The organism is Roseateles sp. NT4, from assembly GCF_051857475.1.
Classification (GTDB): Bacteria; Pseudomonadota; Gammaproteobacteria; order Burkholderiales; family Burkholderiaceae_C; genus Pelomonas.
On the sequence record NZ_JBPZGZ010000002.1, the window covers coordinates 1404917 to 1418920 of the forward strand.

General features: G+C 69.9%; 11 protein-coding genes. 4 read left to right on the top strand and 7 right to left on the bottom strand.

The genetic code is table 11. The annotated features are described in order from the left end of the window. Positions 1–15 precede the first annotated feature (15 nt). The 3 genes from ACS5PN_RS16235 to ACS5PN_RS16245 form a co-directional block, all read right to left on the bottom strand. Complete coding sequence (locus ACS5PN_RS16235) at positions 16–411, bottom strand: barstar family protein (protein WP_293500580.1); 396 nt, start codon at positions 409–411, stop codon at positions 16–18. Between the two features lie 47 nt (positions 412–458). Then, positions 459–893: a ribonuclease domain-containing protein gene (locus tag ACS5PN_RS16240; protein ID WP_439465015.1), complete on the bottom strand. Its 435-nt coding sequence runs from the start codon at positions 891–893 to the stop codon at positions 459–461. Positions 894–1130: 237 nt separating this feature from the next. Beyond that, on the bottom strand, positions 1131–3428 hold the full coding sequence (locus ACS5PN_RS16245) for an NADP-dependent malic enzyme (protein WP_439465016.1): 2298 nt from the start codon (positions 3426–3428) through the stop codon (positions 1131–1133). Positions 3429–3522: 94 nt separating this feature from the next. On the opposite strand from ACS5PN_RS16245, the gene thiL reads away from it, so the two are divergent. The 4 genes from thiL to ACS5PN_RS16265 are packed head-to-tail and all read left to right on the top strand — an operon-like array spanning position 3523 to position 8191. Beyond that, positions 3523–4461, top strand: coding sequence for a thiamine-phosphate kinase (gene thiL, locus ACS5PN_RS16250; RefSeq protein ID WP_439465573.1), 939 nt, complete (start codon positions 3523–3525; stop codon positions 4459–4461). Next, the gene (locus ACS5PN_RS16255) at positions 4458–4994 is read left to right on the top strand and encodes a phosphatidylglycerophosphatase A family protein (RefSeq protein ID WP_439465017.1); all 537 of its coding nucleotides are present in this window, start codon (positions 4458–4460) and stop codon (positions 4992–4994) included. Before thiL ends, ACS5PN_RS16255 begins: the two co-directional genes overlap by 4 nt. Positions 4995–5009: 15 nt before the next feature. Further along, positions 5010–7676: an ATP-binding protein gene (locus ACS5PN_RS16260; RefSeq protein ID WP_439465018.1), complete on the top strand. Its 2667-nt coding sequence runs from the start codon at positions 5010–5012 to the stop codon at positions 7674–7676. 17 nt (positions 7677–7693) lie between these two features. Beyond that, positions 7694–8191, top strand: a complete 498-nt coding sequence (locus ACS5PN_RS16265) for a CinA family protein (RefSeq protein ID WP_439465019.1) — start codon at positions 7694–7696, stop codon at positions 8189–8191. Here ACS5PN_RS16265 and ACS5PN_RS16270 read toward each other — a convergent pair. The 4 genes from ACS5PN_RS16270 to ACS5PN_RS16285 all read right to left on the bottom strand — a co-directional run bounded on the left by ACS5PN_RS16270 (position 8188) and on the right by ACS5PN_RS16285 (position 14004). Further along, on the bottom strand, positions 8188–10581 hold the full coding sequence (locus ACS5PN_RS16270) for a putative bifunctional diguanylate cyclase/phosphodiesterase (RefSeq protein ID WP_439465020.1): 2394 nt from the start codon (positions 10579–10581) through the stop codon (positions 8188–8190). The two genes, ACS5PN_RS16265 and ACS5PN_RS16270, sit on opposite strands and share 4 nt — an antisense overlap. Before the next feature lie 10 nt (positions 10582–10591). Further along, positions 10592–11179 carry a methylamine utilization protein gene (locus tag ACS5PN_RS16275; RefSeq protein WP_439465021.1) on the bottom strand — a complete coding sequence of 196 codons (588 nt, stop codon included), beginning with the start codon at positions 11177–11179 and terminating at the stop codon, positions 10592–10594. 108 nt (positions 11180–11287) lie between these two features. Further along, the gene (locus ACS5PN_RS16280; RefSeq protein WP_439465022.1) at positions 11288–12574 is read right to left on the bottom strand and encodes an NAD(P)/FAD-dependent oxidoreductase; all 1287 of its coding nucleotides are present in this window, start codon (positions 12572–12574) and stop codon (positions 11288–11290) included. Continuing rightward, positions 12571–14004 carry an aldehyde dehydrogenase family protein gene (locus tag ACS5PN_RS16285; RefSeq protein WP_439465023.1) on the bottom strand — a complete coding sequence of 478 codons (1434 nt, stop codon included), beginning with the start codon at positions 14002–14004 and terminating at the stop codon, positions 12571–12573. Before ACS5PN_RS16285 ends, ACS5PN_RS16280 begins: the two co-directional genes overlap by 4 nt.

Consider the following 14004-nt stretch of genomic DNA (forward strand, 5'->3'; position numbering starts at 1 on the left):
TTTCTTGGGAGCGGGCTACTGAAAAGAATAGAAACAGCGGAAGGCTATTTTCCGGTCGGCCCAGTAGTCGGCCGTATCGCGGAAGACATCGAGCAACTGCTCGCGGGCTTCGCGATCGAATCGCACGTTATCAGGCAACTGCTCCAGCACCACGACAAAGCCCGGCTGGCTGCCGGCCTTGTGGACCAGGTCGGTCATGCAGTCATGCAGGGCGTCCAGGTTCTTGCCGAAGTGAGCGGGAAAGAGGAAGGCCTGCGCGATGCCGTCGAGCACGTCCTGCTTGGACTGCGCCTCCGACAGATTGGCGTACAGGAAATGCTGGCCCGCTTCATGGGCGGCCTGCATCAAGTCCTCGACCCGGTAGGCCCGTATGGCCTGCACGATATTGGGACGGACGGTCTGCAAAAGCATGGTCGCGTTCCTCCTTTCAAGTCACAAAACTGCTGAATCCTCGACCTTCACCGGGCCGCTGCGGCGCGGATGCGCTTGAAGCTGGCATAGTGATCGTCGGTGTAGTAACAGACCTCGGGCGCTGTGGGCGGTGTGCCGCCGCAGATGAGGCGGCGGGCACCCCGCGTGCGGGCGCCAGGAGTCTTGACCGTGTATTCGCGATAGAAGCCGCGAGCCTTGCGGGGAAGCAGGCGCTCGCGATTGCCGAACACCACGCCGTCCTTGGCATGCGGGAACGGGCCTCCGGCGAGAATGAGCCGGTGGGTTTCCTGCGCCTGGGCGGGCAGCTCGCTCAGCTGAATTTCAGCCAGAGCGGGCGTTGTGGTGGGTTGCCTATCGTCGGCAGCCCCCTTGGCTTGCGCACCTCCGGCCAAGCCGGAAAGCAACAGGGCGGTGGTGACCGCCGTGGCGCCGGAGCGCGCCAGCCGCGAGAGCAAAAACACGGGTTAACCCTGAATTCGAAACCACAATGGTACCGAAGCGACCCCAAAAGCTCAAGCCAGACCCCGCCGCCGGACTCTGGAATTGGGTCATGTGAGCTTGCGCTCACATGTGTCTAAGCTATTGTTTTTACTGGGGTCGTGACGGCCGCATGACAAAGTTTTCGAGGGTGAAAACTTCTGTCAATTGAAGGAGTCAGGGCGGTTTTGCCCTGTTCCTCCGTGGAACCGACCGGCACTTCAGCTGCGCGCCGCGTTGGCGTCGGCGACCGTCAGGGCCGTCATGTTGACGATGCGGCGCACGGTGGCCGAGGGGGTCAGCACATGCACCGGCTTGGCCGCGCCGAGCAGCACCGGGCCGATGGCGATGCCACCGCCGGCGGCCGTCTTCAGCAGGTTGTAGGAGATGTTGGCCGCATCGATGTTGGGCAGCACCAGCAGGTTGGCCTCACCCGTCAGCGGGCTGTGCGGCATGATCTGCTTGCGGTAGCCGGCATCCAGGGCGGTGTCGCCGTGCATCTCGCCGTCGACCTCCAGCCAGGGTGCGAGCTGCTGGACCAGGGCCAGGGTGTCGCGCATCTTGATGGCCGACGGGCAGTTGCTGGTGCCGTAGTTGCTGTGCGAGAGCAGGGCCGCCTTGGGTGTCAGGCCGAAACGGCACATCTCCTGGGCGGCCATGATGGTGATCTCGGCCAGCTGCTCGGCGGTCGGGTCGTAGTTGACGTGGGTGTCGACCAGCATGACCTGGCGGCCCGGCAGGATCAGCCCGTTCATGCAGGCATAGGTCTTCACGCCGGCGCGCTTGCCGATGACTTGGTCGATGTACTGCAGATGCGTGGCCGTCGTGCCCCAGGTGCCGCAGAGCATGCCGTCGACTTCGCCCTTGTGCAGCAGCATGGCGCTGATCAGCGTGAGCCGGCGGCGCATCTCGATCTTGGCGAGCTGCTGGGTCACGCCCTTGCGCTCGGTCATGCTGAGATAGGTCTGCCAGTAGTCGCGATAGCGGTGGTCGTTCTCGACGTTGACGATGTCGTAGTCGCGGCCCTGCTGCAGGCGCAGGCCGAAGCGCTCGCAGCGCTCGGCGATGACCTCGGGGCGGCCGATCAGCGTCGGGCGGGCCAGGTTCTCGTCGACGACGACCTGGGCCGCGCGCAGGATGCGCTCCTCCTCGCCCTCTGCGTACGCGACACGCTTGTTGGGCGCTCGCTTGGCCGCGGAGAAGATGGGCTTCATCGTGTTGCCCGAGGCGTAGACGAAGCTCTGCAGCTTCTCGCGGTAGGCGTCCCAGTCGGTGATGGGACGGGCCGCGACGCCCGAGTCCATCGCCGCCTGGGCCACCGCCGGCGCGATGCGCATCATCAGCCGCGGGTCGAAAGGCTTGGGAATCAGGTACTCGGCGCCGAAGGACAGCGTCGCGCCGACATAGGCCGCGGCCACCACCTCGCTCTGCTCGGCCTGGGCCAGGTCAGCGATGGCGTGGACGGCCGCGATCTCCATCTCGATGTTGATGGTCGTCGCGCCCGAGTCCAGGGCGCCGCGGAAGATGTAGGGGAAGCACAGGACGTTGTTGACCTGGTTGGGATAGTCCGTGCGGCCCGTGGCCATGATGGCGTCGCCGCGCACGGCCTGGACTTCCTCCGGCAGGATCTCCGGCGTCGGGTTGGCCAGCGCAAAGATCAGCGGCTTGTCGGCCATGGTGGCCACCATGTCGGACTTCAGCACGCCGCCGGCCGACAGACCCAGGAAGACGTCGGCGCCGGCGATGACCTCGCGCAGCGAGCGCTTGTCGGTCTTCTGCGCGAACTCGGCCTTGTCCGGGTCCATCAGCTCGGTGCGGCCCTCGTAGACGACGCCGGCCAGGTCGGTCACGAAGATGTTCTCGCGCGGCAGGCCCAGCTTGAGCAGCAGGTTCAGGCAGGCCAGGGCCGCAGCACCCGCGCCCGAGGTGACCAGCTTGACGTCCTTGACGCTCTTGCCGACGACCTTGAGGCCGTTCAGGAAGGCCGCGCCGACGACGATGGCCGTGCCGTGCTGGTCGTCGTGGAAGACGGGGATCTTCATTCGCTCGCGCAGCTTGCGCTCGACGTAGAAGCAGTCCGGCGCCTTGATGTCTTCGAGGTTGATGCCGCCAAAAGTCGGCTCCAGCGCGGCAATGCAGTCGACCAGCTTGTCGAGATCGTTCTCGGCCACTTCGAGGTCGAAGACGTCGATGCCGGCGAACTTCTTGAACAGCACGCCCTTGCCTTCCATGACGGGCTTGGACGCCAGCGGGCCGATATTGCCCAGGCCCAGCACGGCCGTGCCGTTGGAGACCACGGCGACAAGGTTGCCGCGCGAGGTGTAGCGGAAGGCGTTGGCCGGGTCGGCCACGATCTCTTCACACGCTGCGGCGACGCCCGGCGAATAGGCCAGGGCCAGGTCGCGCTGGTTCACCAGGGACTTGGTCGCGGCGATGGCGATCTTGCCCGGCGTCGGGAACTCGTGATATTCGAGGGCGGCCTGGCGGAGTTGGGCGCGTTTTTCTTCTGAGCTGGGCATGGCGGACATCACAAAGGCCGACGGGGGGCTGGAATCATGCCACCGCAAGCCGGCCTGGGTCGCTGCGGATGTCCACATGGCGACAATCGCCCGCATGGGTGAATTCGATCTGATCCGGCGCTACTTCCAGCGCCCCGCGGCTTCCGGCGTGGAGGTCGGCGTGGGCGATGACTGCGCCGTCCTCGTGCCCACGCCGGGCGCGCGCTGGCTCATCTCCAGCGACATGCTGGTCGAAGGCCGGCATTTCCTGTCCACGGTCGATCCGGCCCGGCTGGGTCATAAGGCCCTGGCCGTCAACCTCAGCGACCTGGCCGCCTGCGGCGCGACACCCCGAGGCTTCACATTGGCCCTGGCCCTGCCGCGTGTTGACGAAGCCTGGCTGGCCGGCTTTGCGCGCGGCCTGTGGGCCCTGGCCGACGCCAGCGGCATCCCGTTGATCGGCGGCGACACGACGCAGGGGCCGCTCAACATCTGCATCACCGTCTTCGGCGAGGCGCCGCCCGGGCAGGTCCTGCTGCGCAGCGGCGCGCGCCTCGGCGACGAGATCTGGGTGTCGGGGCGGCTGGGCGATGCGCGGCTGGCCCTGGAGGTCTTCCGCGGCACGGTGGCCTTGGACGGCGCGGGCTTCGACATCGTGCGAGCCGCGATGGAATACCCGACGCCGCGCCTCGCTCTTGGCCAGGCCCTGCGCGGCATCGCGACGGCGGCCATCGACATCTCCGATGGTCTGCTCGGCGACCTCGGCCACATCCTCGCGGCCTCGGGTGTGGGCGCCCAACTGGATATCGACGCGCTGCCGCGCAGCAGCGTGCTGGCCTCTCAGCCCATGGCCCTGCAGCAGGAATGCCTGCTGGCCGGCGGCGATGACTACGAACTGGTCTTCACGGCCCCACCCGGCGTGGCGCTGCCCGATGTCGGCGTGCCGCTGACGCGCATCGGCGTCATCGAGGCCGAGCCCGGCCTGCGTGTCGTCGATGCCCAGGGCCTGGACGTCGAGCATGGTTTGCGTAGCTTCGACCATTTCGCCTCATGAGCGGCGCACCGATTCGTCCGACCCCGATCTTCATGCTGCGCCATCCGGCGCGCTGGATTGCGCTGGGCTTTGGCAGTGGCCTGAGTCCCAAGGCGCCCGGCACCGTCGGCACGCTGTGGGCCTGGCTGGTCTTCGTCGTCATCGCGCCGTGGATGAATGACCTCGCCTGGGGGCTGCTGATCGGTCTCGGCACTGTCGTCGGCTGGTGGGCCTGCACGGTCACCGCCCGCGCCCTGAACACCCCCGATCCCGGCTCCATCGTCTGGGACGAGGTGTTGGCCTTCTGGCTCATCCTGTGGCTGATCGGGCCCGTCGGCTGGCTGGGCCAGCTCATCGCTTTCGGCCTGTTCCGCTACTTCGACGCGGCCAAGCCGGGGCCGGTGGGCTGGGCCGACCGCCTCTTCAAGGGCGAGCGGGGGGCGCCGGTCAGCTGGGCCCAGGGTTGGGGCATCCTGTTCGACGACTTCGTTGCCGCCGGCTGCACGCTGGCGGTTTGGGCGTTGTCCCTGGCTATCTGGCGCGCGCTCTTCTGAACGATCATCGGGGCCATGAACACGGACTGGCCCCTGTTCGCGACCGGCGCCGAGCGCGCCGCCAGCCGCGCCGCGCAGGCGTGTGAGCCTGACAGCGCCGAGGCCGCGCTGCGCCTGGCCTGGGACCTGCGGCAGTGCGAGCCGCAGGCCGCGCGCGAACTGCTGGCGCTGTGCCCCGAAGCCGCGCTGGCTCCCTGGCTGCAGGCCCGCCGCGCCCTGGTGGAAGGCGAGCTGGCGCTGGCTGCCTTGCAGCTCGACACAGCCAGCGCCTGGGCCCGGCGCGCTCTGGCGGCCATGCCCGACGACGCGGCGGTGCAGGCCGACGTCGCTTTCCTGCGCTACTGGATCAGTGACGATGGCGGTGACGGTCAGGTGCAGGTCTGGGCCGAGGCCATGCGCGAGGCCGCGCGTGACGAGCCGCGCCGGCGGCTGCTGGCCCTGTGCCTGCTGGCCAACCGGGCGCTGTTGATGGACAACGTGCGCGCCGATGCCGAATGGGCGCCGCTGCTGCCGACGGACACCGCCGGCCTGACCAGCGACTGCGTGGCGGCGGTGGCGGCCTACCACGGCCTGCGCGCCGCCATCGGCGCCGACTTCGACGGCCACCAGGCCTGGCTGCCGCAGGCCTACGAAGCCGCCGTGGACGCCGGCCATGCGCGCCGCGCGCTGACGGTGATCAGCAACATGGCCTATGCGCTGATCCAGGCCAACCAGTACGACCTCGCCCTCAGCTGGCTGCAGCGTGGCCTGCAGCAGTTGCACGGCACCGGCCTGCCGCTGCAGCGGGCCTTGTTGCAAGCGCGCTCCGCCGACGTGCTGCGTCATCTCGGCCAGCTCGATGCCGCCAGCGACCAGATCCGCCAAGCCCTGGAATGCTTCGCCGACGGCGGCAGCCAGCGCGGCCTGGCCATCTGCCTGAACGTGCTGGGCAGCATCGAACTCGACCGCGGCGACCTGGCCGCCAGCCTCGCGGCCCACCAGCGCCTGGGCGAGCTGGCGCGCCTCTCACAGGCGACCGAGCTGATCATCGTGGCCGGCAACGGCATGGCGCGCACGCTGCTGGCGCTGGCGCGCGCGCCCGAGGCGCTTGTCGAGATCGACGCGGTGCTGGAGGTCGCGCGCCGGCAGGCCGCCCATATGCATGTGGCCGTGGCGCTGGGCGTGCGGGCCGAAGTTCTGGCCGCCCTGCCGCAGCGCCAGCACGAGGCGCTGGAGGCCTTCGAACAGGCGCTGGCCCTGGGCCGCAGCCTGCCCAATTTCCAGACCGAGGCGCGGTTGCTGGAAGCCGCTGCCCGCACCCACGCGGCCGTGGGGCACTACGAGCAGGCCTATGGCCTCGCCGCCGACGCGCTGGCCGCGCGCGAGCGCAACTTCAACAACGAGATCGCCAAGAGCACGCGCGGCCTGCGCGAGCAGCACGAGCTGGAGCGCGCGGCGGCGGAGAACGAGCACCTGCGCCGCCAGGGCGAGCTGCTGAAGCGGCATCTGGAGGAGCTGCAGGGGCTGTCCGTCATCGGCCAGGAGATCGCGACGGCGGCCGAGGCGGCCCGCGTGCTGACGGTGCTGGCCCGGCACGTCTTCCAGGCGCTGCAGCCGGCGGGCCTGGCGGTCAGCCTGCTGGACGAGCGCCGCCAGCTGCGCTGTGCGCATGCTGAACCGCCTTCGCGAGCGGACGATGGCCAGACGGCGCAGGCCCAGGCGCTTCGCGAAGCGCGCGAGCTGCATGAAGGCGTGCAGTCAGGGCGTGCGCGGGCCTGCCATCTGCCGCTGTGCGTGGCCGGCCAGGCGCTGGGCGTGCTGTCGGTCTGGGCGGGCGAGGCCGGGTTGGGTGAGCGCGAGCTGTTGGTACTGCGTGCCCTGGCGGGCTACGGTGCCATCGCGCTGGCCAATGTGCAGACCTACCAGCACCTCAGCCAGGTGCAGCAGCGGTTGATGCAGCAGGAGCGCCACGCGGCGCTGGGCGCGCTGGTGGCGGGCGTGTCGCACGAGCTCAACACGCCCATCGGCAACTGCCTGCTGGTGTCCGACAGCCTCATCGACGAGCTGCGCAAGACCGGTGCTGCGCTGGAAGGCGGCACGCTGGGAAGGCGCGCGCTGAACGCGGCGCTGGCGCAGCAGAACGATGGCTTGCAGATCGTGCGCGCCGGCATGCAGACGGCGGCCCGCCTGATCAGCAGCTTCAAGCAGGTGGCGGTGGACCAGGGCTCCGAGGCGCGCCGTCGCTTTGCGCTGGCCCAGGTGGTGGACAGCACCGTGCAGACCTTGCAGGTGGCCTTGCGCCGCGCGGGCGTGTCTGTCGAACAGGTTGTGCCGGCGGAGCTGGCGCTGGACGGCTTTCCGGGCTCCTTGAGCCAGGCGCTGATGATCCTCGTCAACAACGCGATGGCCCATGCCTTCGACGGGCGCACTGGCGGCCGCGTGCGCATTGACGCCGAGGCCGCCGAGCCGGGCTGGATGCTGCTGCGTGTCAGCGACGATGGCTGCGGCATGAACGATGCGGTGCGGCGCCGCGTCTTCGAGCCCTTCTTCACGACCAAGTTCGGCCAGGGCGGCAGCGGTCTGGGCCTGAGCATTTGCCACAATCTCGTCAACCGGGTGCTGGGCGGCGAGATCGACGTGCAGAGCCGCCCTGGCGAAGGCAGCCGTTTCCTGCTGCGCCTGCCCGCCCAAGCCCCCCCATGACCCCGCCGGAGCCCGCCATGTTTGCCGACGACCTCGAGCTGATCGACCGCATCGCGGTGGCCCTGATCCAGCGGCGCGAGCGCATCGGCACGGCGGAGAGCTGCACCGGCGGCCTCATCGCGGCCGCCTGCACCAGCCTGGCCGGCTCCAGCCAGTGGTTCGAGCGCGGTGTCGTCAGCTACAGCAACGAGGCCAAGGCCGAGCTGCTCGGCGTGCCCAAGGGCTTGATTGCGCTGCACGGCGCCGTCAGCGCCGAGGTGGCCGAGCACATGGCGCGCGGCCTGCTGGCCCACGCCCCCATCGACTGGGCCCTGGCCGTCACCGGTGTGGCCGGTCCCACGGGCGGCAGCGAGGCCAAGCCGGTCGGCACGGTCTGGCTGGCCCTGGTGCATGCCGGCCGGCCGGCGCGGGTCTGGCGCGAGAACTTTGGGGGCGACCGCCAGGCGGTGCGGCTGCAGACCGTGACCGCCGGGCTGACGGCGCTGTGTGAAGCGCTGGAAGACCGGGACAACTAACCCAGCTTTGCTATCACGCTCTCGGTCGTGACCGCCGAGGTGTCCGGCGGCTGCCAGCTCTTGGCCCAGGTGATGAACTGCTCCTGCGGCATGGGCTTGCAGATGTAGTAGCCCTGGCCTTCGTCGCAGCCGAGCTTGGCCAGCATGGCCCAGGCCTTGACCGTCTCCAGCCCCTCGGCGACGACGGTCAGGTCGAGGTTGTGGGCCAGCTCGATGGTCGAGCGCACGATGCGGGCGTCGTCGAGGTCGCGCTCCATGGCCATGACGAAGCTCTTGTCGATCTTCAGCTCATCCACCGGCAGCCGCTTCAGATAGGCCAGCGACGAATAGCCGGTGCCGAAGTCGTCGATGGACAGCTTGAAGCCCATGGCATGCAGATGCTCCAGCGTGGACAGGGCCCGTTCGGGGTCGTCCATGATGGCGCTTTCGGTGATCTCCAGGCACAGCGCCGTTGGCGGGACCGACAGGGGCGTCAGCATGGCCTCGATCTTGGCGGGCAGATCCTGGTCCATCAGGTCGCGGGTGGACAGGTTGACCGACAGCCGCAGCGTGAGGCCGGCATCCGCCGCCTGGCGCGCGAACCTGGCCGCGTTGGACAGCACCCAGGCGCTCAACAGGCGGATGAAGCCAGTCTGCTCCGCGAAGGGAATGAACTGCATCGGCGGCACCAGGCCGCGCGTCGGGTGCTGCCAGCGCACCAAGGCCTCGGCGCCGAGGATCTTGCCATGCTGCAGGTCGACCTTGGGCTGCAGGTACAGGCGCAGCTCGTTGTCTTCAACGGCATGGCGCAGCTCGGTCAGCAGCGACAGCGACTCCTGGCTGCCGGCGTCCAGCTGGGCGTGATAGATCAGGCTGCCGCACTGGCGGGCCTTGGCGGCATACATGGCCAGCTCGGCCCGGCCCAGCAGCAGGTTGACGTCGTGACCATGCTCGGGGAAGAGGGCGATGCCGATGCCGGCGCCCAGGTCGATGGTCTCGTTGTCGATCTGCAGCGGGTGCTCGAAATCCTTCAGGATGGCCAGGGCCGCCTCGCTGGCGGCATGCGCATCCGTGTGCGCCAGCAGGATGGCGAACTCGTCGCCCGACAGCCGCGCCAGCACCGAATGGGCCGGCGCGCACAGGGCCTGCAGGCGCTCGGCCACGCTTTGCAGCAGGCGGTCACCGACGTCATGGCCCAGCACATCGTTGACATGCTTGAAGCGGTCCAGGTCCAGCATCAGCACGGCGCCAGGCGTGTCGCTGTTGACGAGGTGGTGCTGCAGGAACTCGGCAAAGCGGGCGCGGTTGGGCAGCAGGGTCAGCTGGTCGACATAGGCCAGGTTGTTGACCAGGGCGTCGCGGCGGCGGATGCCCTCGCGCATGCTCTCCAGCGCCAGGGCCAGCTTGTGCACTTCCTCCAGGCGCGCGGTGGCCGGCACGGGGGTGTCGTAGTCGCCGCCTTCCAGCCGTCGCGCTGAGGCCGACAGGGCCTTGATCGGGTTGCTGATGCCGCGCGCCAGCAGCACGCTGACGAGGGCGAAGACGACGACGCCCAGCACCGTCAGGCCGAGCAGCACGAGCTGCAATTGCTGATAGGGGGCCAGGGCCACGTCCAGCGAACGCAGCAGCATCACGCCCAGGTGCTGCTCGCCCAGCAGCAGCGGCACGAAGCGCGCGCGCATGCGTTCGCCGGCGAGCTCCTGCACGCCGCCGGACGGCACTGCCGTGCCGAGGCTGGCCTGCAGCGCGGCGGTGGGGGCCGCGTCGAGGTTGCCCACCATGGCCTGCCAAGGCTTGCCGGCGGCCTGCTGCAGCACGACGCTGTCCAGTTCGGACAGTGCCTTGAGGTCGTCCAGCACTTCGCGGTCCAGCGAGAAGGCCATCAGCACCCAGCCGACAGGCGCCGGCGTGCGCACCTGGACGGCGACGACCTGGTAGGTCTGGTTGCCCTGCACGGCCAGCACAGCGCCGTCCTTGCTCTGCACCAGCTGGCCCAGGGCCTTGCCGAAGGCGGCGGCGCCATCGCGCGTGGCGGCCACCAGCTGCTGCTGGTCGTCGAAATAGGCGACGACTGAAGCGCCGACGCGCTCGCCCTGGTTGACCAGGGCATCCTTGATGGTCTCTACCGTGCCGGCCTCGGCCAGGGACAGGCCGACCGTGCTGCGAAACCCGTAGTCCTTGGCCAGCAGCTCGGCGGCGTCGCGCAGCTTGCCGGCGCGCTGGTCGAGCAGGCGGCGCAGCACGCGCTCGCCGGTCTGCAGCTCGGCGGCCAGCGAGTCTTCGGCGTTGTGCGTGATGCTGGCGTGGATGGCGCCGAAGCTGATCAGCTGCACGACCAGCAACAGGGCCAGGAAGAGGGCGACGATGCGCCCCTCGAGGCGGCGCAGATTCAGCCAGGCTGGCCAGCGCATCTTGGTGGCGTTACTCGGTGAGAGTCAGGGCGACCGTGCCCCCGCCCGCCGGCACGTCGAGCTTGACGCTCTGCAGATTGGGCGACTTCTGGGCGCCATGCCAGGCCTTGACGATGTGCTCGCCCGCCGGCAGGTCGAAGGCCACCTGGCCCTTGTCGTCGGTGCGGCCGAAGGTGGGCGTGTCGACGACGACGATGTGGGCGCTCATGCGGTCGTGGATGTTGCAGCCCAGGGTCGCGACACCGGGCTTGTCGAAGACGACCGGCTCGGCCGGCGTGCCGGAATAGAGCTTGATGTCGATGACCTTGATCGGCGAGAACGAGTAGACGTGATGCCGCACGGTGTCGAAGTTCGGGAAGTTGACCGACGTGCCCGTCTGCACGACCAGCAGCTGGGGCGTGAACTGGCGATCGCGCTGGCCCATCTCGGCCTTGGCGGTGGTGGTCTTGCCGGTGCGGCCCTTGACTTCGACGGCGACCGCGGCGCTGGCCAGCGGCTGGCCGGCGGGCCCGCGCAACTGCAAGGTCACGGGGACCGCCGATGCAGCGAGCGGGCTCAGCGCAAGGGCAAGAAGGCAGAGGCGGCGTACGGTCGTCATGTCGGCGGGGCTCCAACCCCCACGATAGCCGAATCGCGCCCGACGGGCAGCCAGAACAGCCCCAGTTTTAACGCTTGCGGCTTCGGCGTGCGCGGGCGGCGGCCGGCGCTAGAGAAACCGTCCGGGCGCAAAGGCTGCGGGTGGCCGGACCTGGGTAGTGGCCCAGGCCGTGGCCAACCTGGCCGTCGCCGCCGCCTGCGTCAGCCCCAGATGCCCATGGCCGAAGGCATAGAACAGCCGCTCGTCCGCCGGGGAGGGGCCGATGACCGGCAGCGAGTCGGGCAGCGATGGGCGGCAGCCCATCCATTGCGTGCCGCCTTCGGTGCGCAGGCCGGGCAGGTAGCGTCGGGCGCGGGTCAGCATGGCGTCGGCGCGGGCGTAGTTCGGTGCTGCCTCCAGGCCGGCGAACTCCACAGCCCCGCCCACACGCACGCCGCCCGCGATGGGCGTGACAACGAAGCCCTGGCCCGGGAAGGTCAACTGCCGCTGCAGCGCAAACGCGCCAGGGGGCAGCGTCGTGTTGTAGCCGCGCTCGGTTTCGAGCGGAAAACGCTCACCCAGGCTGGCCGCCAGCCGGTGTGACCAGGGTCCGGCGCACAGCAACACCCGCTGGGCCAGCAGCGGTGAGCCATCGGCCAGCCGCAGCAGCAGGCCGCGGGCTTCGGGCAGCAGCGCCTGGCCCTCGGCGCGGGCCAGCCGGCCACCGCGCGCGAGGAAGGCCTGGGCCAGGCTGTGGCACAGGCGCAGCGGGTCGTTGACGGTCTGCCAATGCGGCACGAACACCCCATGCCGCAGTGCCGGGTTCAGGCCGGGCTGCAGTGCTGCGAGGGCATCGCTGCCCTGGAGGTTCTGAAAGGCGATGCCGTGGGCGGCCCGCTGCGTCCAGCCCGCCTGTGCGGCCCGCCATTGCGCCTCGGATTCGTAGAGATGCAGGTTCCCGCCATCGCGCAATTGATCTTCAGCGCCGGCCAGGCGCAGCAGCGCCGGCCATTCGGCGGCCGATTGCGCCAGCAGGGCGGCCTGGGCCTCGGTGCTGGCGGCCACGCGGGCCGGCCGGCTGGCCCGCCAGAACTGCCACAGCCAGGGCAGCAGGGCGGGCGCATACGAAGGCCGCAGGCTGAGCGGTCCCAGCGGGTCCAGCAGCCAGCGCGGCGCCTGGCGCAGGATGCCGGGCGAGGCCAGCGGCAGCACGTCCGAGAAGGCCAGGGCGCCGGCATTGCCGCGGCTGGCGCCGGCGGCCAGGCGTTCGCGCTCGATCAGCAGCACCTGCTGGCCGGCGGCCTGCAGGCGCAGTGCGCAGGCCAGGCCGACGATGCCGCCGCCGATCACCAGCGTCTGCACCGCGCGTAGGCCGCCCTCCAGCGGCGGCAGCTGCTCCCAGTCTTCGTCCGTCATGCCTGCAGATAGCCCGTCTTGACCGTCGTGTAGAACTCGGCCGCCAGGCTGCCCTGTTCACGGGAGCCCAGGCTGCTGGCCTTGCGGCCGCCGAAGGGTACGTGATAGTCGACACCGGCCGTGGGCAGATTGACCATCACGAGCCCGGCCTGGGCGCGGCGGCGGAAGGCCTCGGCGTGCTTCAGCGACTGCGTGCAGATGCCGGCGGCCAAGCCGAACTCGCTGTCGTTGGCCAGGGCCAGGCCGGCTTCGAAGTCGGGTACGACCGTCAGGCTGGCCAGCGGGCCGAAGGCCTCGACGCGATCCAGCCGCGTACCGGCCCGCGCGGGCATCAACAAGGCTGGCGCGAGGAAATGTCCGGCGGTCGGCCGCGCCGGGCGCTCGCCGCCGCAAAGCACCTCGGCGCCCTCGGCCAGCGCGGCTTCGATCTCGCGCTCGACATTGGTGCGCTGCGCGGCGTCCACGCAGGGGCCGATCTGCGTCTGCGCCTCCAGGGCATGGCCAACGCGCAGTGCGCGTGTCGCGGCCACGAGGGCCTCGCGAAAGCGTGCCGCGATACCGGCCGTGACGATGAGGCGGCTCGACGCCGTGCAGCGCTGGCCGGTCGAATAGAAGGCGCCCTGCACGGCGCAGTTGACGGCCTGATCGAGTTCGGCGTCGTCCAGCACCAGCAGCGGGTTCTTGCCGCCCATTTCCAGCTGCAGCTTCTTCAGCCGCAGGCCGCAGTCGGCCGCCAGCTGCCGTCCCACGGCCTGTGACCCCGTGAAGCTGATGGCCGCGACCTGCGGGCTGTCCACCAGCAGCGGGCCCGCCACGGCACCGCGCGCCAGCACCAGGTTGAAGACACCTGGCGGCAGGCCCGAGCGCTGCACGATGTCGGCCAGGGCCCAGGCACTGGCCGGCGTGCGCTCGGCGGGCTTGAGCACCACGGCATTGCCGTATGCCAGGGCCGGCGCAAGCTTCCAGGCGGGGATGGCGATGGGAAAGTTGAACGGCGTGATCAGGCCCACGACGCCGAGCGGTTCGCGCGTGACCTCGACGCGCACGCCCGGCCGCACCGAGTCGAGCAGCTGGCCGGCCTGGCGCAGCGCCTCGCCGGCGAAGAACCTGAAGATCTGGCCGGCGCGGCCGACTTCGGCGATGGACTCGGGCAGGGTCTTGCCCAGCTCGCGCGCCAGCAGCCGGCCGAGCTCCTCGCGGCGGGCCAGGATCTCGGTGGCGATGCGATCCAGCACCTCGGCGCGCTGCTGCGGCCCGCTGGCGGCCCAGATGGGCGCGGCCTCGGCGGCTGCATCGATGGCGGCCTGCACGCCGGCGGCGTCGGTTTCGAAGGCAGTGCCGACGGGATCGGCTGCGTCAGAGGGGTTCTCGTTGGGCACGGCTGTGCCCCCCTGCCACCACTGGCCGGCTATCAAGCTGCGAAATTGCAT